The following is a 19,144-nucleotide window of genomic DNA, read 5'->3' on the forward strand; positions in this document are numbered from 1 at the left end:
TAATTCCCGAAATCCTGCACCGGGGGGTGTGACGAAATGCGTTATCTAATGGCCGCGGCCGCTTTGACGGCTCTTGTTGCGGGAACGGGCGTTGCCCATGCCCAGTCGACGGCGGTGGAAGGCCGGGTCGATCGGCTCGAGCGCGAGATGCGCGCAGTGCAGCGCAAGGTCTTTCCCGGCGGCGGCGGCCAGACGATCGAGCCGCAGATCGTGCCGGAGAGCGGCACCGAAGTTTCCGGAACCCCGGCGGGCACCCCGATCACCGATCTCACCCAGCGCGTCGCCGCGCTGGAGAACCAGGTCCAGACGCTGACTGGGCAGGTCGAACAGGACGGCTATCGGCTGAAGCAGCTCGAGGATGGATTCAATGCCTATAAGCGCGCTACCGACGCCCGGTTGAAGGCATTGGAGACGGCCGGATCAAACCCCGGCGCTTCCGGCGGCGATCCGATAATCGCGCCCGTCGACCTTGGCGAGGCGCCCGCGCGGCCGACGCGTCCCCCCGCCGAGGACAAGCCCAGGCCGACCGGCACGCGCGCGCAGCAAGTCGCCGCGGTGGAGAAGCCCAATAGCGGCGATGCGGCCGAGGACGGCTATCTCTACGGTTTCCGGCTATGGTCGGCCAAGCTCTATCCCGAGGCGCGCCGCGAGCTCGAGGCGGTGGTCACCAAATATCCGAACCACCGCCGCGCGAGCTATTCGCAGAATTTGCTCGGCCGCGCCTATCTCGACGCCGGCGCGCCGAGCCTCGCCGCGGTCGCCTTTTACGAGAATTATAAGAAGAACCCGAACGGCGAACGTGCCCCCGACAGCCTCTATTATCTGGCCCAGGCGCTCACCAAGCTGAAGAAGCCGGCGAGCGAAGTGTGCAAGGTCTATACCGAGCTCGACCAGCTTTATGGCGCGCGGCTGTCGGCGGAGATGAAGACCGGCGTGGCCGAGGGACGTGTCGTACAAAAGTGCAAGTGAGCTGACGCCGCCGGCGGAGCTCGTCGCGCGATTTCGCCGCGATCTGGAGGCGTTGGCGCCCGGACCCGGACGACTCGCCTTGGCGGTTTCGGGCGGCGCGGACAGCGTGGCGATGCTGCTACTCGCCAAGGCTGCGATGCCAGCAAGGCTCTGCGCCGCCACGGTGGATCATGGCCTTCGCCCTGCGGCGGCGGACGAGGCGGCGATGGTGGCGCGGCTATGCCGGGACCTGGCGGTGCCCCATGCCATCCTGACGGTGGAAACGCCGATCGACGGCGCGAGCGTACAGGCGCAGGCGCGCGAGGCGCGCTATGCCAAGCTACTCAATTGGGCGCATGATGCCAGCGCCAGCGCGCTCGCCACCGCGCATCACGCCGATGACCAGGCAGAAACTTTCCTCATGCGCGCCGCGCGCGGCTCGGGCACCCCGGGATTGGCCGGCATTCGTGCGCGGCGCCTCGCCACCTGGTTCGATCGCGAGCTGTTGATCGTGCGGCCCTTGCTCGGGTGGCGGCGCGCCGAGCTTCGCGCGATCGTGGAAGCCGCGGAAGCACCGTTCGTCGATGATCCGAGCAACGTCGATCCCGCTTATGACCGCACGCGCTTCCGCGACCTGATCGCGCACAACCCGGAGCTGGACGTGCCCGCGCTCGCCGCCAGCGCGGCGCATGCGGCCGAGGCCGAGCGCACGCTGATGGAGATCGCCGCCCGCGAATGGCTGCTGCGCCGCCGCTGGGATCTGCCCGACGTGGCCTTCGATCCTGCCGGACTGCCGCGCGGACTGCTGCGCCGGCTGACTCAATTGGCGATCGATACCGTGCGCGCCGATGCGGAAATGCCGGGCGCGTGGCGGATCGGCGGGCTCGACCGGCTGCTCACGACTCTCGAGCAAGGCCGCACCGGTACGATTGCGGGGGTGAAAGCCAGCGCGAAACATGCTGAATGGCGTTTCAGCGCAGCTCCGGCGCGTCGATCACACTGATCGACCCAAACAACTCGGTTGTTCCATTGCCATTAACTTGGCCGTGCCTATCTTGGTCGGCGAAAGGTATCGAGCTCGATATGAACGACAACAACAAGCCGCAGGGTCCCGAAAACAGCGGCGGCAATCCCTGGATGAAGAGCCTCCTGATCTGGGTGGGCATTCTCGCAGCTTTGGCGCTGTTCGTGAATTTGCTCGATCGCCCGAGCGGCCAGGCCGCCGGCGACGCGCTGTCCTATTCGGCCTTCCTCGACAAGGTTCAGGCCGGCGAAGTAAAATCGGTCAATATCGCCGCTGGCACCGCCGGCACCAGCGTTGTCTCCGGCACGCTGTCCAGCGACGCGCGCTTCCGCACCAATGCGCCCAACGATCCGCAGCTGATTTCGACGCTGCGCGAGAAGGGCGTGGCGATCAACGCGCGTCCTGAAGAAGGTGCGTCGATCTGGCAGTATATTCTCGTTCAGTCGCTCCCTTTCCTGCTCTTCCTCGGCATCGCCTTCTTCGTGCTGCGCCAGATGCAGAAGAATTCCGGCTCGGGCGCGATGGGCTTCGGCAAGAGCCGCGCCAAGCTGCTGACGCAGAAGGAAGGCAAGGTCACTTTCGACGACGTCGCCGGCATCGACGAGGCCCGCGAGGAGCTCCAGGAAATCGTCGAGTTCCTCAAGGACCCGACCAAGTTCGCCCGCCTCGGCGGCAAGATCCCCAAGGGCGCGTTGCTCGTCGGCTCGCCCGGCACCGGCAAGACCCTGCTCGCCCGCGCGATCGCAGGTGAGGCGGGCGTTCCCTTCTTCACTATCTCGGGTTCGGACTTCGTCGAGATGTTCGTAGGCGTCGGCGCATCCCGTGTCCGCGATATGTTCGAGCAGGCCAAGAAGTCGGCCCCGTGCATCGTCTTCATCGATGAGATCGACGCGGTGGGCCGTTCGCGCGGCGCCGGCCTCGGCAATCAGAATGACGAGCGCGAGCAGACGCTCAACCAGCTGCTCGTCGAGATGGACGGCTTCGAGGCGAACGAAGGCATCATCATCATCGCGGCGACCAACCGCCCCGACGTGCTCGATCCCGCATTGCTGCGCCCGGGTCGCTTCGACCGCCAGGTCGTGGTGCCGCGCCCCGACATCGAAGGCCGGGTCAAGATTCTGTCGGTTCACATGAAGAAGGTGCCGCTGGCACCCGACGTCGATCCGCGCGTCATCGCGCGCGGCACCCCGGGCTTCTCGGGCGCCGATCTGGCGAACCTCGTCAACGAGGCGGCATTGCTCGCGGCACGCCGCGGCAAGCGCCTCGTCGCGATGAGCGAGTTCGAGGACGCCAAGGACAAGGTCATGATGGGCGCCGAGCGCAAGTCGATGCTGATGACCGAGGACGAGAAAAGGATGACCGCTTATCACGAGGCCGGTCACGCCATCGTCGCGATGCACGAGCCGGCTTCGGACCCGATCCACAAGGCGACGATCATCCCGCGCGGCCGCGCTCTGGGTATGGTGATGCGCCTGCCCGAGCGCGACCAGAACTCGATGCACCGCGACCAGATGTACGCGCATCTCTCGATCGCGATGGGCGGCCGCGTCGCCGAGGAATTGATCTTCGGCTATGACCGGGTCAGCTCGGGCGCATCGTCGGACATCCAGTCGGCGACGCGTCTCGCGCGTTCGATGGTGACCAAATGGGGCATGTCCGAAGCGGTCGGTCCGCTCGAATATGCCGAGGACGAGCAGAGCTATCTCGGCTATGGCGGCAGCCGCGCGGCGCCGATGTCCAACGAGACCGCGAAGCTGATCGACGGCGAGATCAAGAAGCTCGTCGAAGGCGGACTCAACCGCGCCAAACAGGTGCTGACCGACCATATCGATCAGCTCCACAGCCTCGCCTTGGCGCTGCTCGAGTACGAGACGCTGACCGGCGACGAGATCAAGCGGCTGATCGCGGGCGAGACCCTCGACCGCGAGGATCCGGGCGCCAAGGCGAGCCCGGTCGCGGCCGCGGGCACTTCGATCCCCAAGATCCGCAAGCCCAAGGGTCCGTTCGGAAATCCGACCCCGCAAGGCGCATAAGTTCAGTTGACGTTAAACGCGTCACGGCTAGCCCTCCCCCGAGTGATCGAGGGAGGGTTTTTCGTATGCGGCGTCTGATGTTTGCGGTTGTCGCGTCGAGCCTGGTGGTTCCGACGACGGCGCAGGCAATGAGCGTCGCGCAATTCCTCGCCAAGGCGAAGGCGCTGCAGGCGCAGGGCGCGCTCGCGCTGCTCTCGCCCGACGCCGAACTGCTCAAGCGCGAGGTCGCGTCGATCCGCGCTGCTTACACCGCGGACCTGCGGGTCGCGCGGGCCGCCGGCAAGACGCCGCACAGTTGCCCTCCGGAAACCGGCAAGCCCAAACTCACTCCGCGGCAGATGCTCGCCGAGCTCGAGAAAATCCCCCCGGCAAAGCGCGGAATGAGCATGAAGGCGGCGGTCTACGCCTATATGAAGCGAACCTATCCGTGCCGGTGATCGCTCAGCCCATCATCCCCATCGCGAGGAGGATCAGCAGGAACAGCACCAGCACGATCGTGATGAAGTGGGTAAGCACGAACGCGCGCAGCAAGGCCGACCACCAGCGCAGCCGATAGGCCTGTTTGAGCTGGCGGGTGATGTGGACGAACGGGATCAACGTGCTCGCCACCCACAGCCATTTCGGCGCAACGCCCGCCTTCGCGGCGAGCGTGATGACGATGAACAGCAACGACATGAACGCGATCGAATAGGTGATGAAGATCGCGTGATCGTAGAGCTTGTACGCGCGCTTCCAGAAGAACAGCAGCCACAGGAAAGGCAGCGATAGCGGGATCAGCAGCCACGAGAATTTGTAGACGCTCGACTGAAGCTTGTAGACCATCAGCGAGGGGTTTTGCTGCCATTTCTCGATGCCGTGATCCAGCGTGTACCAGCCGGTGTGCGCCGCCTTCACTTCGATCGGATCTTCCTTGAGCTGGTTCGCCGCGAGATCGAGGTCCTTCAGCCGCGCATCGGCCTCGGCAATGTCCGTGACGGCTTTGGCGCGGTCCGCCGCGTCCGACTCCGCATCTTCGCGCGTCTCGATCGCCCTCCGGCGTTCCTTGTCGACCTGGGCGCGCTGCGTCTTGATCGCGGAAAGCGGATAGGCATTGACTCCACGCATGTCCGTCGGCGGCGCGATACCCGCGAACGAGAAGACCGCGAACATCGCGAAGATCGAGAAGAGGAAGATCGCCATCGGCGAGACGAAGCGCGCGCGCTCGCCGGCAATGTAGCGCCGGGTGAGATCCCCCGGGCGCCACGTGAGCAGGGGCAAGGTGCGCCAGAACTTGCCCTCGAAATGGAACACGCCATGGACGATCTCGTGCCCGATCGCGTGTAACGAGCGATGCACGTGCCCCGATTGCCCGCAATGGTGGCAATGCGGCCCGATCAGCGCGGTGCCGCAATTGAGGCACATATGATGTGCCTCGCTTTGCCCCTCGCCCGCCCGCGGCTCCATCGCACGGCCGAGCAATCCTCCGGTGACGATCTCGCCGGCTGCTTCGAATTCCCCCATGCGCCTTGGCCTACCAGCTTGCGCAAAGCCGTGCTAGCGGGTGCCGCATGGCCGATGCCGATACCCAGATGCTGATCGCCGACATGGCCGCGCGGGCGCGTACCGCTTCGCGGCGGCTAGCGGCGATGAACAGCGACGCGAAGCACCGCGCCTTGCTCGCCGCGGCCGCCGCGATCCGCGACGCGAGCGACGCGATCGTCGCGGCCAATGCCGAGGATATGGCCGCCGCCGAAGCATCGGGGCTGTCGGGCGCATTGCTCGACCGACTGCGACTCGACGCGGGCCGGGTCGAGGCGACCGCCGCAGGAGTCGAGGCCGTTGCCCGGCTGGACGATCCGGTAGGCAAGCTGATCGAGCGCGTCGAGCGCCCCAACGGGCTGGTGCTGACGCGCGTGCGGATCCCGATCGGGGTGATCGGGATCATCTATGAGAGCCGGCCCAACGTTACCGCCGATGCCGGCGCGCTCTGTGCGATGTCAGGCAACGCGGCGATCCTGCGCGGCGGATCGGAAGCGATCCGCAGCAACCGCGCGATCCATGCGGCACTGGCCAAAGGGCTCGAAGCCGGTGGCATGCCCGTCGACGCGGTCCAGCTCGTCTCCGTCACCGATCGCGCGGCAGTTGGCGCGATGCTGACTGCCGAGGGCGCGATCGACATGGTCGTGCCGCGCGGCGGCAAAGGCCTTGTCGCGCGGGTGCAGGCCGAGGCACGCGTGCCGGTGCTCGCCCATCTCGACGGGCTCAACCACACTTACATCGACCGTGCGGCCGATCCGGCGATGGCGCGGGATCTCGCGCTCAACGCCAAGATGCGGCGCACCGGCATCTGCGGCGCCACCGAGACCTTGCTGATCGACCGCGGCTTCGCGGACCCGGCGCCGGTGCTGGTGGCGCTGGCCGATGCCGGCTGCGAGCTGCGCGGCGATGCCGAGGTCCGCGCAATCGAGCCGCGCGTCGTGGCGTCCAGCGCCGAGGATTGGGACACCGAATATCTCGACGCGATCCTGTCGGTGAAGCTGGTCGACGGCGCCGCGGACGCGATGGCGCACATCGCCGCGCACGGATCGCACCACACCGACGCGATCGTCACCGAAGACGCTTCCACTGCCGAACGCTTCCTCGCCGAAGTCGACAGTGCGATCGTGATGTGGAACGCCTCGACCCAGTTCGCCGATGGCGGCGAGTTTGGGCTCGGCGCCGAGATCGGCATCTCCACCGGCCGCCTCCACGCCCGCGGCCCGGTCGCGCTCGAAGGGCTGACGACGTACAAATGGGTGGTGCGCGGGACCGGACAGGCCCGTCCGTGACAGATACCGTGACGCTCTGGCGTCCCGTCGGTCCGAAGGAATTGGACCTGATCCAGCAAAGCGGGATGCGAGCTTTCCCGCCGCGCTTACCCGAGCAGCCGATCTTCTATCCGGTCACGAGCGAAGACTATGCCGTTAAGATCGCACGCGACTGGAATGTTCGGGAGAGTGGATCGGGCTTCGTCACTCGATTCGCGGTACAACGCGCCTTCCTGGCCAACTATCGGGTCGAAGAAGCGGGCGGCCGCGCACATCAGGAATATTGGATCCCCGCCGACGAGTTGCCCGCGTTCAACGCGGCGATTGTGGACGTGATCGAAGTCGTTCACCGCTTTCCCGAATGAAACGCGTCGGACTGCTCGGCGGCTCGTTCAATCCCGCGCACAGGGGCCATCGCAAGCTCTCGCTCCATGCGATCCGCGCGCTCGGGCTCGACGAAGTGTGGTGGCTGGTCTCGCCGGGCAATCCCCTCAAGCCGGAAGCTGGGATGGCGCCCTTCTCCGCCCGGCTCGCTTCGGCCCGGAAAATGGCCTGCCACGCGCCGATCCGGGTCAGCGACGTCGAGGCCCGGCTTCGCACCCGCTACACTGCCGACACCTTGGCCAAGCTCCCGCGCCTCTACCCGAAGCATCGCTTCATCTGGCTGATGGGCGCCGACAATCTCGCCCAGTTCCACCAATGGCGCAACTGGCGACGGATTGCCCGACAGGTTCCGATTGCGATAATCGCACGTCCGGGCTATGATGCGCGGGCTCACGCTAGTCCCGCGATGAGTTGGCTGCGGCGCGCTGTGCGGCCCGCAGGCCAGGCAAAGAAATGGACGAGTTGGAGATTGCCCGGCCTCGTGCTGTTGCGCTTCCGCCCCGATCCGACTTCGGCGACACGCATTCGCGCTGCCGATCCTGCCTGGCACCGGCACTTTTCGAACGTGCGTGGAATACCCATATCCACGCAATCCGTGCCGTCTCCACAGCCGCGCACAGACCTGTTGCAACCCTGAGGAACTAACTTGGCAACTTCCCCCACTGTGCAGTCCACCCCCGGTGCCGATGGCGTCGAGGCACTGCACGCTCTCGTGATGGCTTCGCTCGACGACGATCAGGCGGTCGAAACCGTCTCGATCCCGCTCGCCGGCAAGAGCAGCATCGCCGACTATATGGTCGTCGCCTCGGGCCGCTCGACCAGGCAGGTCGCGTCGATGGCAACCAAGCTCGCCGAGAAGATCAAGGCCGAGTTCGGCCGATCCCCGCGCATCGAGGGGCTGCCCACCGCCGATTGGGTGCTGATCGACGCAGGCGACGTGATCGTCCACTTGTTCCGCCCCGAAGTGCGCACCTTCTACAATCTCGAGCGCATGTGGTCGTTCGGGGAAGCCGCGGGGCAGGCCTGAACGCGTAGGGAGCGGCCGGCAGATGCTGCTCCACATCGTCGCGCGCGGCCGCATCGGGCGGAGCGCTGAAGCCGAGCTGGTCGAGCGCTATCTGAAGCGAATCGTCTGGCCGACGCGCGTGACCGAGCTTCCCGACACCGGCGGCAAGATGCCCGATCGCGGCACCGGCACTCGCGTGATCATGCTCGACGAGACCGGTGAGAACCTGCCCTCTCGCGTGCTGGCCGAACGGCTGGGACGATGGCGCGACGACGGCGTGCGCGAAACGCGGTTCCTGATCGGCGCCGCCGACGGTTTCGATGACGCACAGAGGCGGGACGCCGACATGCTGCTGTCGTTCGGGCGTGCGACCTGGCCGCACATGATGGCGCGCGCGATGCTCGCCGAGCAATTGTGGCGCGCCACCGCGATCCTTGCCAACCATCCCTATCACCGCGAAGGGTGAGCGATGGGACCCGCGCGGAGCATCGCCATCGCCGCCGCCTTGCTGGCGATGCTCGCCGCGGGGAGCATGGCGCCTGCGCAGGAACTACGCGAACAACAGGCGCGGCTGAAATCCGCCACTGCCGCCTCGAACGCCGCCAAGGCGCGCGCACGTGCGCTCGAGGCAGCCGCCGCCAACGAACGTGATCGCGCGATCCAGGCCCGCGGCCAGGAAGCCGCAGCCGCCGAGCGGATCAAGGCTGCCCAAGCCGAAATCACTGCGGCCGAGGCGCGGATCGCGATCGTCGACCGACTACTCGCGGCGCAGCGCGTTCAGGTTGCGGAACGGCAGGGTCCGATCGTCCGGCTAATCGCGGCGCTGCAATCGATGGCGCGGCGGCCGGCAGTGCTCGGGCTGATTCAGCCCGGCTCGACCGAAGACATGGTCCATGTCCGCGCGGTGCTCGGCACGACTCTGCCGGTAGTCGAGCGGCGGACGATCGAGGTCCGCAGCGAGCTCACCCGTGTTCAGCGGCTGCGCGCCAATGCCGCGGGCGCAGTGAAGAGCCTGCGCGACGGCCGTGCGCGGCTGGAGGCCGAGCGGATCGTGCTGGTTCGGCTCGAGGCGACGCATCGCGCGCGATCGCAGGAACTCGGGCGCAGCGCCTTGATCGAATCGGATCGCGCCCTCGCCCTCGGCGAGCGCGCCCGCGACCTGGTCGACCAATTGCAGTCGCAGGACGAGGCGAGTCAGGTGCAAGGCGAGCTCCTTGCCTTGCCCGGACCGCTGCCGCGTCCAGAGGACGCGGCGGCCTCACTGCCCAGGCGGACAGCGGCCTATCGGCTGCCAGTGGCGGGCAGGCTGGTCACCGGGATGGGCGAGCTCTCGGCGACCGGGGTCCGCGCCCGCGGGCTGACGCTCGCCACTGCGGTCAATGCGCGCGCTGTCGCCCCGGCCGCGGGGCGAATCGTCTATGCCGGGCCGTTCCGCGGCTATGGCGGCGTGGTGATCGTCGATCATGGCGACGGCTGGACCTCGCTCATCGCCGGGCTGGGTGGGCTCGCGGTCCGCGTCGGCGATCGGGTCGCGCAGGGGCAAGTGATCGGGCGCGCATGGAAAAGCGGCGATCCGCGCGTCACCATCGAGCTGCGCCGGCGGGGCCAGCCGATGGACCTCGCGCAATTGCTCGACTGACAGGCCGTGTAATTGCCGTTATCCTGCACTAAATCACTCGGGTCGTTTTTGTCGAAAGTCGTATGATGCTGCGTCCGCTCCTTCAGGTCACTGCCGCCGTCAGCGCGCTCGCGCTCGTTCCTGTCGCTTCGGGCGCGATGGCGGGCGTCGACACCAACAGCTACCGCGAACTCGACACGTTCATGGAAGTCTACAACCAGGTGAAGGCCAATTATGTCGACAAGGTCGACGACAAGACCTTGGTCAAGGGCGCGATCGCCGGCATGCTCGCTGCGCTCGATCCGCATTCCAGCTTCGCCGACGGGCTCGATTTCGACAATCTCAAGATCCAGACCGAAGGCAATTACGGCGGGCTCGGCCTCACCGTGACGCAGGAGGAAGGTGCGGTGAAGGTGATCGCGCCGACCGAGGATACCCCCGCCGCGCGCGCGGGCATCAAGTCGGGCGATTTCATCACGCATATCGACGGCAAGTTCATCGTCGGCGGCAGCCTCGACGAGGCGATCGAGCAGATGCGCGGCCAGCCGGGCACCCGGATCAACCTCACGATCGTCCGCCCCGGGGCCGACAAGCCGCTGCAAATGACGCTCGTCCGCGAGATCATCGTGCAAAAGCCGGTGAAGTGGGAAGTCAAGAACGGCGTCGGCTACATCAACATCAACACCTTCACCGCCCAGACCGGCGCCGACACGATCAAGGCGATCCAGGCAATCGACAAACAGCTCGGGCACAAGCCGCTCGGCTATGTCGTCGATCTGCGCGAAAATGGCGGCGGCCTGTTGAGCGAGGCGATAGCCGTCTCGGACGTGTTCCTCGGCCACGGCGAGATCGTCTCGCAGCGCGGCCGCGAGAAGAACGACATCGAGCGTTATTATGCAGAATCCATGGTCCCCGGCGATCTCGCCCGCGGCCTGCCAGTGATCGTGCTGGTCGATTCGGGCACTGCCTCGGCCTCCGAGATCGTCGCCGGCGCGCTGCAGGATCATCATCGCGGGCTGGTGATGGGCGTGCGCAGTTTCGGCAAGGGATCGGTGCAGACGATCCTGCCGATGGGCGCGCGCGCGGCGCTGCGGCTTACCACCGCGCGCTATTTCACGCCTTCGGGCCATTCGGTCCAGGAAGGCGGAATCAAGCCCGACCTGCTCGTGCCCCAGATCTCCGATCCCGACTACAAGGACCGCACCGTGATTCGCGAGGCGGATCTGCGCAAGCATTTGATCAACGCCGAGAAGGTCGACGACGTGACGCTCGAGCAGGATGCGCGCGCCGATCCGCGCTTCTCGGCCACGCCCGATCAGCTCAAGAAGCAGGGCATCGAGGATTTCCAGCTCCATTATGCGCTGCAGACCATCGCGCGCTCGGCCGGCAAGCCCCAGGTCGCGACCAAGGGCCGCTGAGGGATGCACAGGGATGGGCTCCGCACCGCGCGGCTGATCGCGCTCCTGCTGCCGGCCGCTTTGCTCGCCGGCGCATGGGGATCGCAGTTGCTCGGGCTGGTGCCGTGCGAGATGTGCCATTGGCAGCGCTGGCCGCACTACGCAGCCGTACCTGTCGCAGTGCTGTCGTTCGCGCCGCTCGCCCGCCCGGCGCAGATGCTGTTCGTGCTGTTCGCAGGCGTGCTGATCGCGGTCAGCGGGACGATCGGGGTGTTCCACGCCGGCGTCGAATATCATTGGTGGCAGGGAATCACCGCCTGCACCGCGCCGATCGGCACCGGCGACGCGATGGACCTGCTCAATCAGGCACTTCGCCGCCCGCTCGTGCGTTGTGACGTACCGCAATGGACGCTGTTCGGAATCAGTCTCGCCGGCTTCAACGCGATCCTGTCGCTCGGCGGCGCAGTGGCGATCTTCGCGCTGGCACCGCGGAGAGCCCGCCGATGAGCTGGAAACCCGGAGATCGCCGCGAAGGGACCCACGCAATGATCCGCGTGGATCAAGCCGGCGAATATGGCGCGACGCGCATCTATGGCGGCCAGCTCGCAGTGATGGGTGACCGCACCTCCGCCGCGCGGATGATCAACGGCATGGCCAATCAGGAAGAGCGCCACCGCGCCTTTTTCGACGCGATGATCGCGCGGCGCGGGGTGCGCCCGACCGCGCTGCAGCCCTTCTGGAACGTCGCCGGCTTCGCGTTGGGCGCAGTCACCGCGGCGATCGGCCCGGCTGCCGCAATGGCCTGTACCGCCGCAGTCGAAACCGAGATCGATATCCATTATCAGCGCCAGCTCGCCGAACTGGGCGACAGCGATCCCGAGCTGAGCCACGCGGTGGCCGAGTTTCGCGAGGAAGAACTCGAGCATCGCGACACCGCTTTGGCGCATGGCGCGGAGACCGCGATCGGCTATCCGCTTTTGTCCGGATTGGTCCGGCTGGGCTGCCGTGCTGCCATTGCGATCTCGAAACGGATATGACAGCCCCGGTTCAGCGTTGAAGCGCCAGACCATGCGCGAGGAGAAGGCAGGATGCTCAAGCGGATCGTGATCATGGCGGGATTGGCCGCGGCGCCCTTGCTGGTGCCGGCCGCGCAAGCGCAGAACGCCGCGCAGAACGGCGTTCTGCTGATCTATGGCGACGACAAGTGCCCGACCAACGACAATGGCGAGGAGATCGTCGTTTGCCAGCGGCTCGACGAGGCCGAACGCTTCCGCATCCCCCAGAATTTGCGCCAGCAGCCCGGCCGGCCGCAGGCGAGCGAGAGCTGGGCAGTGCGTTCGGAGGATGCGCTCGATGCGGGGCGGATGGGCACCGGCAGCTGCTCGACCGTCGGCCCGGGCGGCCAGACCGGCTGCTTCGTGCGCCAGGCGACGCGGGCACGCGCCGAATCAAACGCGCGCCGCCAGGAGCAGACCGACCTGCCGCTGCCTTGAAAAAACCCGTCATCCCGGCAAAAGCCAGGATCTCAAGCCTCGCTTGCCCCCAGAGATCCCGGCTTTCGTCGGAATGACGATGCCAGCCACGCCGGCGGCGCCCGCAGCACACACTCGCCGATGATCCACAGCATCACCGCGGCGCGGAACCCCGCGGCGATGGCGATCTGGCCGGTCGTCGTCGCCGGCCAGGCATGCTCCATCCCCGCGAACCACCAGAATTCGGCGAAGAAGGCGGCGATGCCGCCCAGCACGAAAAGCGCCACCGGCCACAGGCGCGGCGCGGTCATCAGCAACAGCGGATAGAGCCACAAGTCGAATTGCGGCGAATAGACTTTGTTGGTGAGCATGAACCACGCAAGCACCGGCGTGAACAGCACCCACAGGTGCCCTTGGTGCCTGCGCCAGCCGAGTCCGACGATCAGCGCGAACCCGACGACAAAGGCAATCGCCGCGTAGCGATTGCGCTCCTCGATCCCTGTGAACCACCAGCCCATGTTCGCGAGGACGTCCCAAGTCGCCCCGGCCGTGCCCTGCCGCTCTTGCGAGAAACGATAGAATTCGCTCCAATTCTCATGGGCGAGCAGCGCCACCGGCAGATTGACCAATGCCCATGCGCCGATCGCGGCTGCGGACAAGGCGGCGGCACGGAGCAGCCGCTGCCGCCACGGCCGGGAATCGCCGAACAATGCGCTGAGCCCAATCATCGGCAGCGCGAGCACCGGAAACAGCTTCGCCGCCGTGCCCAGCCCCGCCGCCGCGGCCGCCGGCACCAGCCGGCCTTCCCGCGCGAGCAGCATCGCGCCGACAGCCAGCGCGGTCGCGGCCATGTCCCAATTGTGCCCGACATAGAGGATCAGCGGCGGCGCCAGCGCCCAGCCCCACAGGCGCCGCGTGTCCATTCCGGCGGCCAGAAACCACTTCAGCACCAAAGCGGCAAGCAAGGCGTTGGCGATCACCACCACGCCGAGGAAATGCCAGTCGCGTGCGCGCTTGCCGAACAGCAGCCGGGTGGCGCTGCCCTCGGCCCAGATCTGCGCGCCGGTGAGCACCGGATATTCCATCCGGGTCTGAAAATAGGGGATCTTGCCATCGGCGACCGCGCGGCCATGCCAGAACGGCATCACGTCGTTGTAGCAGCCAGTGGTGTATTGCTCGGCCTCGGTCCAGCCGCCGGGCACGCAATGCGCCTTGAACAGCCAGCCGGCGCTGCAGGTCGCGGCCAGCGCGAGCCAGAGCGCCGCCAGCCGCCAGTTCACATCGCGCGGAAGAGCCCAGCCCATGGCGGGCTGCTTATCCGCTGCGATGAATGGCGTCCATCATCGCTGGACTCAAGCAATACAGGAACATAGATAGAACATATGGCACAACTCGACCTTCGTACGAAGCTGGCGATCCTTGCCGACGCGGCCAAATACGACGCGTCCTGCGCATCCTCGGGTACGGCAAAACGCAGTTCCGTGGGCGGCAAGGGCGTGGGTTCGACCGAGGGGATGGGGATCTGTCACGCCTATGCGCCCGATGGTCGCTGCATCAGCCTGCTCAAGATCCTGCTGACGAACAGCTGCGTGTTCGATTGCCATTATTGCATCAACCGCAAGAGTTCGAACGTCCGCCGCGCGCGCTTCACCGCCGAGGAAGTCGTCGACCTCACGCTGAGTTTCTACAAGCGCAATTATATCGAGGGGCTGTTCCTGTCCTCGGGGATCATCCGCTCGTCCGACTACACGATGGAGCAGATCGTCCGCGTCGCACAGCTGCTGCGCGAAGTGCATGATTTTCGCGGCTATATCCATTTGAAGACGATTCCCGACGCCGAGCCCGAGTTGGTCCACCAGGCGGGACTGTATGCCGATCGCGTCTCGATCAACGTCGAACTGCCCACCGTCGCCGGGCTGACGCGGCTTGCGCCGGAAAAATCGGCGATGCGGATCGAAGGTGCAATGCGCGATGTGCGCACGGCGATCGACGACACGGGAGATGCCGGCAAGCGCTACAAGTCGGCGCCGAAATTTGCACCGGCCGGCCAATCGACCCAGATGATCGTCGGCGCCGATGCGGCGAACGATGGCGACATCATCACCCGCGCCGCGGGGTTGTATGATCGGTTCAAGCTGCGTCGGGTCTATTACTCGGCGTTCAGTCCGATCCCGGATGCCAGCGCCGTTCTCCCGCTCCAGCGCCCGCCACTGATGCGCGAGCACCGGCTCTACCAGTCCGACTGGCTGATGCGCTTCTATGACTATCATCCGCGGGAAGTCGCCGAGGCCGCCGATCCGGCTACGGGCATGCTGCCGCTCGACATGGATCCCAAACTCGCTTGGGCGCTGCGGTTTCGCGAGCGCTTTCCGGTCGACGTCAACCGCGCCCCGCGCGAGGCGCTGTTGCGGGTGCCGGGGCTGGGCGTGAAGGCAGTCGATGCGATCCTCGCGACGCGGCGCTGGCGGCGGCTGCGGCTCGCCGATGTGGCGCGGCTAACTGCCTCGATCACCAAGGTTCGCCCGTTCCTCGTCGCCGAGGACTGGCGCCCGGTGGCGCTCGCCGACCGCGCCGATCTGCGCGCCCTGGTCGCGCCGAAGCGCGAGCAATTCGAGCTGTTCGCCGCCTGAGAATGAGTCGCGGCTGAAACAAGGCCTCGTTTCGCCGGTTGGAGCCGCGAAGGAGACTTTCATGACCGATGCCCGCATTTTCGAGGACCTCAAAGCCGATCACGACCGCCAGCGCGCGCTGCTCAAGCGCGTCGGCGACGATTCCGGTACCGACGATTCGCGCCGCGATGCCTTCGAAACCCTGCGGCTCGAGCTGCAGGCGCATGCCGCGGCCGAGGAGGAATCGCTCTACGCGACGATGCTGGCCGATCCCGAACTGCGCGAAGATGCGCGCCATTCGGTCTCCGAACACAAGGAAGTCGATGATTTCCTTGGCGAGCTGATGGAACTCGAATTCGGCTCGTCGGACTGGGACGAGAAGTTCGGCGAGATGCGCCACCGCTACGAGCATCATATCGACGAAGAAGAGGAAGACATGTTCCCCGCAGCCACGAAGCGCCTCTCCGCCGAAGTCGAGGAGAAGCTCGCGCGCGTGTTCGAGGAGCGCAAGCCGAAGGAACTGGAGCGCGCCGAGGAAAATGGGCCTGGCGACGAGCGCGAATAGGCGTCAGTCGGCCGGCTCCACCGGCACGAACAGGCTGCGCTTGCCGACGCCCAACGCAACATTGGTGGTGAAGCGGCGGACATTGGGATTGTCGGCCATCAGCCGGCTCATCAGCGCGTCATAGGCACCGACATCGGGCGCGACGACGACCAGCACGAAGTCGGCGGTGCCGGTGACGTAATAGATCTGCTGGACCCATTCCTCGGCCGCGAGCCATTGGCGCAGCCGCGCGATGTGCTCGGGCCGTTCGCGCTCGATCTCGAGCGCGGCGAGGAAGAAATTGGGTTTCCCCACCTTGAGCGGATCGAGGATTGCGGCGGTGGCGACGATCACGCCGTCCTCGCGCAGGCGCTTGAGGCGGCGCAGCACTGCCGACGGCGAGAGGCCGACTTCCGCGGCGAGGGCGTCGGCACCGCGGCTCGCGTCGCGCTGGACCAGCGTGAGCAGCTTGCGATCGAAGGTATCGAGGTTGGGGCGAGGCATAGAGGCACCCTAGCGCCGATCTTCGCCGAAATACTGCATTTCGCCGCGTCCTTTTGCCGAAACTACGCGGGAAAGCGCCCTATCTCTTCGTCTGGAACGAGGAGACCCGCATGATCGACCATATCGAGATCTACACTGCGCGCATGGCCGAGAGCCTACGCTTCTACGCCAGGGCGCTCGGCCCGCTCGGCTATGTCCAGAAGGTCGACAGCCTCGCGAAGGGCTTCGGCAACGAGGATGCGCTCGACCTCTTCCTCGTCGAGGGCGAGCCGTCGAAGCTTCATTTCGCCTTCACCGTGCCCGATCGCGCGACCGTCGACCGCATCTACGACGCCGCGCGCGCGGCCCGGCTCACCCTCGATCGCGCGCCCGGGCTCGCGCCGCACATCCACCCCGATTATTATGCCGGCTATCTCCGCGACCCCGATGGGCGGCTGATCGAGTTCGTCTGCCACAAGGCCGAACCGGCTAATTAACAAGGCTGTCAATTCGCCGCGCCTTACGTATCATGCCCGAAAAGACAGGAGGGAGAGCATGATGCCGCGATATTGGACGCTTGCCGCCCTGTTCGCCGCCAGCCCGGCGGCGGCGCAGACGGTGACGGTGGAGCCGGGACCCGACGCGCAGGAGCGGCTCCAGACCGCATTGATCGAGGCGAAGCCCGGCAGCATCGTCCGGATCGGCGCGGGCCGCTTCGATCTCACCGACGGCCTGTCGCTCGACGTGGACCGCGTCACGGTGCGCGGCGCGGGACCCGACAAGACCGTCCTCAGCTTCAAGGGCCAGCTCGGCGCCGGCGAGGGACTGTTGGTCACGTCCGACGACGTGGTGCTGCGCGACTTCGCGGTCGAGGACAGCAAAGGCGACGGGATAAAGTCCAAGGGCGCCGACCGGATCGTCTACAAGCACATCCGCGTCGAATGGACCGGCGGGCCAAAGGAGACCAACGGCGCATATGGCGTCTATCCGGTGTCGAGCACGACGATCCTGATCGACGGCGTCGAAGTGAAGGGCGCATCGGATGCCGGCATCTATGTCGGCCAGTCCGAGCAGATCGTCGTGCGCAACTCGAAGGTGTCGGGCAACGTCGCCGGGATCGAGATCGAGAACAGCCGCCATGCCGACGTCTTCCACAATCTCGCGACCGGCAATACCGGCGGGATTCTGGTGTTCGACATGCCGAGCCTGCCCAAGATGGGCGGCGGCGAGGTGCGCGTGTTCGAGAACAAGGTGATCGACAACAATCAGGCCAATTTCGCGCCGAAGGGCAATATCGTCGCGACCGTGCCCGCCGGCACCGGGGTGCTGATCATGGCCAACGACAATGTCCATGTCTTCCGCAACGACTTGTCGGGCAACGCCACTGCCAACGTGATGATCACGGCATACCGGCAGAGTTATGACGACGCCAAATTCAAGCCGGTGCCGACGCGGATCATGGTCAGCGGCAACCGGCATGGCCGCGCCGGCTATGCGCCGGGCTTCCCGGGTGGCGCCCAGCTCGCCGCAGCGCTCGGCGGCATGATCCCGCCGGTGCTGTGGGACGGCAGCGGCGATGCCAACTCCTTGCGCGTCAGCGACGGCGTGCCGGTGCTGAGCATGGGGCTGAAGCAAGGCGCGCCGCTCGATACCGCACAGCCCGCGCCGGTGGAGCTCAAGGGCGCGCAAGCGCCGATGCCGACGGCAGTGGTGCTGCCCGCAGCGATGGAGGCGGCGGCGAAGTGAAGGCGCTCGCCGCGGCGATGCTGCTGTTCTGCGCGGCGTTCGCCGGGCGGCCGGCGGCAGTCGACGATGCGGCGATCACCGGCGAGGGACTGCCGACGAAGCTCTCCGACTACGGCTTCTTCACCGACCTCGCCGGGGAGGTGCCAGCGGCGCGGGTGATCGCCTATGATCTCGAGACGCCACTCTTCTCCGATTACGCAGCCAAGCACCGCTACCTCTACGTGCCTGCAGGATTGAAGGCGCGCTATGCGGAGGATGCGGCGTTCGACCTTCCTGTCGGCAGCGCGATCATCAAGACCTTCGGCTACCGCCAAGCGGGCAAGTTCAAACCCCTCGAAACGCGGCTGCTGCTGCGGCGCGCGCGCGGCTGGGTTGCCCTGCCCTATGTCTGGAACACAGAGGGGACCGACGCATTGCTCAAGCGCGCCGGCACGCGCATCCCGGTGGAATTCACCGATCCCGCCGGCAAGCCGCGCTCGATCAGCTATGCAGTGCCGAACCAGAACCAGTGCAAGGATTGCCACGCGCTTTCAGGCGCGATCGCGCCGATCGGAGTGAAGGCGCGCTATCTCAACCACAAGGGCCAGCTCGAAAAACTGCTCGCCGCCGGGATGCTCGACCGGCTCCCGGCGGATGCGCCGCATATCGCGCGGTGGGACGATCCCCCGGCGAAGCTCGAGGACCGGGCGCGGGCCTATCTCGAGATCAACTGCGCGCATTGCCACAACCCCGCCGGCGCCGCTTCGAACTCGGGACTCTTCCTCGACTGGCGGCGGAACGATCCGACTGCGCTCGGCATCCGCAAGCGCCCGGTGGCAGCAGGGCGCGGCAGCGGCGGGCGCGAATTTGCGATTCAGCCGGGCGATCCCGACGCCTCGATCCTGATCTACCGGATGGAGAGCGTGGACCCAGGCATCGCCATGCCCGAGCTGGGGCGGGCGACGGTGCACGCCGAGGGGGTCAAGCTGCTGCGGGAGTGGATCGAGTCCATGCCCAGGCGTTGAGGGTTTGTGCTCCTGCGAAAGCAGGAGCCCAGGACCGCAAGCGATCCGCTCTGGACCCTGGGTTCCTGCTTCCGCAGGAACACGCGGAAG

22 protein-coding genes are annotated in these 19,144 nt (G+C 66.5%); 19 read left to right on the forward strand and 3 right to left on the reverse strand.

What is annotated here, in order from left to right:
- The first annotated feature begins 36 nt into the window (after positions 1-36).
- From CVN68_RS12955 to CVN68_RS12970, 4 genes are all read left to right on the forward strand, one after another.
- Entirely contained in the window at positions 37-969 is a 933-nt protein-coding gene (locus CVN68_RS12955; protein WP_100282578.1) for a tol-pal system YbgF family protein, read from the forward strand.
- Positions 947-1,951 (forward strand): tRNA lysidine(34) synthetase TilS, encoded by a 1,005-nt coding sequence (gene tilS, locus CVN68_RS12960; protein ID WP_100282579.1) that lies wholly within the window; start codon positions 947-949, stop codon positions 1,949-1,951. Before CVN68_RS12955 ends, tilS begins: the two co-directional genes overlap by 23 nt.
- 80 nt (positions 1,952-2,031) lie before the next feature.
- Positions 2,032-4,005 (forward strand): ATP-dependent zinc metalloprotease FtsH, encoded by a 1,974-nt coding sequence (gene ftsH / locus CVN68_RS12965; RefSeq protein ID WP_100282580.1) that lies wholly within the window; start codon positions 2,032-2,034, stop codon positions 4,003-4,005.
- A gap of 77 nt (positions 4,006-4,082) precedes the next feature.
- Positions 4,083-4,442, forward strand: a complete 360-nt coding sequence (locus CVN68_RS12970) for a hypothetical protein (RefSeq protein ID WP_233503337.1) — start codon at positions 4,083-4,085, stop codon at positions 4,440-4,442.
- Positions 4,443-4,446: 4 nt separating this feature from the next.
- On the opposite strand, the gene CVN68_RS12975 is transcribed toward CVN68_RS12970, so the two are convergent.
- Positions 4,447-5,505, reverse strand: a complete 1,059-nt coding sequence (locus CVN68_RS12975; protein ID WP_100282582.1) for a DUF3667 domain-containing protein — start codon at positions 5,503-5,505, stop codon at positions 4,447-4,449.
- A 47-nt stretch (positions 5,506-5,552) separates the two neighbouring features.
- Between CVN68_RS12975 and CVN68_RS12980 the strand changes: the two genes are divergently transcribed.
- From CVN68_RS12980 to CVN68_RS13025, 10 genes are all read left to right on the forward strand, one after another.
- Positions 5,553-6,812, forward strand: a complete 1,260-nt coding sequence (locus CVN68_RS12980; protein ID WP_100282583.1) for a glutamate-5-semialdehyde dehydrogenase — start codon at positions 5,553-5,555, stop codon at positions 6,810-6,812.
- On the forward strand, positions 6,809-7,156 hold the full coding sequence (locus CVN68_RS12985; RefSeq protein ID WP_233503338.1) for a hypothetical protein: 348 nt from the start codon (positions 6,809-6,811) through the stop codon (positions 7,154-7,156). The genes CVN68_RS12980 and CVN68_RS12985 overlap by 4 nt, the downstream gene beginning before the upstream one ends.
- On the forward strand, positions 7,153-7,812 hold the full coding sequence (locus CVN68_RS12990) for a nicotinate-nucleotide adenylyltransferase (protein WP_100282585.1): 660 nt from the start codon (positions 7,153-7,155) through the stop codon (positions 7,810-7,812). Before CVN68_RS12985 ends, CVN68_RS12990 begins: the two co-directional genes overlap by 4 nt.
- 78 nt (positions 7,813-7,890) lie before the next feature.
- Positions 7,891-8,202 (forward strand): ribosome silencing factor, encoded by a 312-nt coding sequence (gene rsfS, locus CVN68_RS12995; protein WP_199560306.1) that lies wholly within the window; start codon positions 7,891-7,893, stop codon positions 8,200-8,202.
- Between the two features lie 22 nt (positions 8,203-8,224).
- The gene (locus tag CVN68_RS13000) at positions 8,225-8,647 is read left to right on the forward strand and encodes a 23S rRNA (pseudouridine(1915)-N(3))-methyltransferase RlmH (protein WP_100282587.1); all 423 of its coding nucleotides are present in this window, start codon (positions 8,225-8,227) and stop codon (positions 8,645-8,647) included.
- Between the two features lie 3 nt (positions 8,648-8,650).
- A complete protein-coding gene (locus CVN68_RS13005) occupies positions 8,651-9,820 on the forward strand; it encodes a murein hydrolase activator EnvC family protein (RefSeq protein ID WP_100282588.1) in 1,170 nt (389 codons plus the stop codon).
- A gap of 65 nt (positions 9,821-9,885) precedes the next feature.
- Positions 9,886-11,217 (forward strand): S41 family peptidase, encoded by a 1,332-nt coding sequence (locus CVN68_RS13010; protein WP_100284390.1) that lies wholly within the window; start codon positions 9,886-9,888, stop codon positions 11,215-11,217.
- A gap of 3 nt (positions 11,218-11,220) precedes the next feature.
- Positions 11,221-11,703 (forward strand): disulfide bond formation protein B, encoded by a 483-nt coding sequence (locus tag CVN68_RS13015; RefSeq protein WP_100282589.1) that lies wholly within the window; start codon positions 11,221-11,223, stop codon positions 11,701-11,703.
- Positions 11,700-12,233, forward strand: a complete 534-nt coding sequence (locus CVN68_RS13020; protein ID WP_100282590.1) for a demethoxyubiquinone hydroxylase family protein — start codon at positions 11,700-11,702, stop codon at positions 12,231-12,233. The genes CVN68_RS13015 and CVN68_RS13020 overlap by 4 nt, the downstream gene beginning before the upstream one ends.
- Positions 12,234-12,284: 51 nt before the next feature.
- A complete protein-coding gene (locus tag CVN68_RS13025) occupies positions 12,285-12,689 on the forward strand; it encodes a hypothetical protein (protein WP_100282591.1) in 405 nt (134 codons plus the stop codon).
- A 32-nt stretch (positions 12,690-12,721) separates the two neighbouring features.
- Here the strand turns inward: CVN68_RS13025 and CVN68_RS13030 are convergent, their stop codons facing one another.
- Positions 12,722-13,972 (reverse strand): glycosyltransferase 87 family protein, encoded by a 1,251-nt coding sequence (locus CVN68_RS13030; RefSeq protein WP_100282592.1) that lies wholly within the window; start codon positions 13,970-13,972, stop codon positions 12,722-12,724.
- Between the two features lie 78 nt (positions 13,973-14,050).
- On the opposite strand from CVN68_RS13030, the gene CVN68_RS13035 reads away from it, so the two are divergent.
- Both CVN68_RS13035 and CVN68_RS13040 read left to right on the forward strand, forming a co-directional pair.
- Positions 14,051-15,298 (forward strand): putative DNA modification/repair radical SAM protein, encoded by a 1,248-nt coding sequence (locus CVN68_RS13035; protein ID WP_100282593.1) that lies wholly within the window; start codon positions 14,051-14,053, stop codon positions 15,296-15,298.
- Between the two features lie 61 nt (positions 15,299-15,359).
- Positions 15,360-15,842 carry a hemerythrin domain-containing protein gene (locus CVN68_RS13040; RefSeq protein ID WP_100282594.1) on the forward strand — a complete coding sequence of 161 codons (483 nt, stop codon included), beginning with the start codon at positions 15,360-15,362 and terminating at the stop codon, positions 15,840-15,842.
- A gap of 3 nt (positions 15,843-15,845) precedes the next feature.
- On the opposite strand, the gene CVN68_RS13045 is transcribed toward CVN68_RS13040, so the two are convergent.
- Positions 15,846-16,325, reverse strand: coding sequence for an Lrp/AsnC family transcriptional regulator (locus tag CVN68_RS13045; RefSeq protein WP_100282595.1), 480 nt, complete (start codon positions 16,323-16,325; stop codon positions 15,846-15,848).
- Between the two features lie 110 nt (positions 16,326-16,435).
- Here CVN68_RS13045 and CVN68_RS13050 point away from each other — a divergent pair, with 110 nt between their 5' ends.
- The 3 genes from CVN68_RS13050 (at position 16,436) to CVN68_RS13060 (ending at position 19,054) form a co-directional block, all read left to right on the forward strand.
- The gene (locus CVN68_RS13050) at positions 16,436-16,801 is read left to right on the forward strand and encodes a VOC family protein (RefSeq protein ID WP_100284391.1); all 366 of its coding nucleotides are present in this window, start codon (positions 16,436-16,438) and stop codon (positions 16,799-16,801) included.
- A gap of 61 nt (positions 16,802-16,862) precedes the next feature.
- Positions 16,863-18,050 (forward strand): parallel beta-helix domain-containing protein, encoded by a 1,188-nt coding sequence (locus CVN68_RS13055; RefSeq protein ID WP_100284392.1) that lies wholly within the window; start codon positions 16,863-16,865, stop codon positions 18,048-18,050.
- Positions 18,047-19,054, forward strand: a complete 1,008-nt coding sequence (locus CVN68_RS13060) for an SO2930 family diheme c-type cytochrome (protein ID WP_100282596.1) — start codon at positions 18,047-18,049, stop codon at positions 19,052-19,054. The genes CVN68_RS13055 and CVN68_RS13060 overlap by 4 nt, the downstream gene beginning before the upstream one ends.
- Positions 19,055-19,144 lie beyond the last annotated feature (90 nt).

It is taken from the genome of Sphingomonas psychrotolerans, assembly GCF_002796605.1.
Lineage (GTDB): Bacteria > Pseudomonadota > Alphaproteobacteria > Sphingomonadales > Sphingomonadaceae > Sphingomonas > Sphingomonas psychrotolerans.

Bases quoted from the DNA above. Each gene is read 5' to 3' on its own strand.
- CVN68_RS13055 (WP_100284392.1), top strand. From the start codon at position 16,863: ATGCCGCGATATTGGACGCTTGCCGCCCTGTTCGCCGCCAGCCCGGCG.
- CVN68_RS13025 (WP_100282591.1), top strand. From the start codon at position 12,285: ATGCTCAAGCGGATCGTGATCATGGCGGGATTGGCCGCGGCGCCCTTG.
- rsfS (WP_199560306.1), top strand. From the start codon at position 7,891: ATGGCTTCGCTCGACGACGATCAGGCGGTCGAAACCGTCTCGATCCCG.
- CVN68_RS12975 (WP_100282582.1), bottom strand. From the start codon at position 5,505: ATGGGGGAATTCGAAGCAGCCGGCGAGATCGTCACCGGAGGATTGCTC.
- CVN68_RS13005 (WP_100282588.1), top strand. From the start codon at position 8,651: ATGGGACCCGCGCGGAGCATCGCCATCGCCGCCGCCTTGCTGGCGATG.
- CVN68_RS12980 (WP_100282583.1), top strand. From the start codon at position 5,553: ATGGCCGATGCCGATACCCAGATGCTGATCGCCGACATGGCCGCGCGG.
- CVN68_RS12990 (WP_100282585.1), top strand. From the start codon at position 7,153: ATGAAACGCGTCGGACTGCTCGGCGGCTCGTTCAATCCCGCGCACAGG.
- ftsH (WP_100282580.1), top strand. From the start codon at position 2,032: ATGAACGACAACAACAAGCCGCAGGGTCCCGAAAACAGCGGCGGCAAT.
- CVN68_RS13045 (WP_100282595.1), bottom strand. From the start codon at position 16,325: ATGCCTCGCCCCAACCTCGATACCTTCGATCGCAAGCTGCTCACGCTG.
- CVN68_RS13020 (WP_100282590.1), top strand. From the start codon at position 11,700: ATGAGCTGGAAACCCGGAGATCGCCGCGAAGGGACCCACGCAATGATC.
- CVN68_RS13050 (WP_100284391.1), top strand. From the start codon at position 16,436: ATGATCGACCATATCGAGATCTACACTGCGCGCATGGCCGAGAGCCTA.
- CVN68_RS12955 (WP_100282578.1), top strand. From the start codon at position 37: ATGCGTTATCTAATGGCCGCGGCCGCTTTGACGGCTCTTGTTGCGGGA.
- CVN68_RS13010 (WP_100284390.1), top strand. From the start codon at position 9,886: ATGCTGCGTCCGCTCCTTCAGGTCACTGCCGCCGTCAGCGCGCTCGCG.
- CVN68_RS12970 (WP_233503337.1), top strand. From the start codon at position 4,083: ATGTTTGCGGTTGTCGCGTCGAGCCTGGTGGTTCCGACGACGGCGCAG.
- CVN68_RS13015 (WP_100282589.1), top strand. From the start codon at position 11,221: ATGCACAGGGATGGGCTCCGCACCGCGCGGCTGATCGCGCTCCTGCTG.
- CVN68_RS13030 (WP_100282592.1), bottom strand. From the start codon at position 13,972: ATGGGCTGGGCTCTTCCGCGCGATGTGAACTGGCGGCTGGCGGCGCTC.
- CVN68_RS13035 (WP_100282593.1), top strand. From the start codon at position 14,051: ATGGCACAACTCGACCTTCGTACGAAGCTGGCGATCCTTGCCGACGCG.
- CVN68_RS13000 (WP_100282587.1), top strand. From the start codon at position 8,225: ATGCTGCTCCACATCGTCGCGCGCGGCCGCATCGGGCGGAGCGCTGAA.
- CVN68_RS13040 (WP_100282594.1), top strand. From the start codon at position 15,360: ATGACCGATGCCCGCATTTTCGAGGACCTCAAAGCCGATCACGACCGC.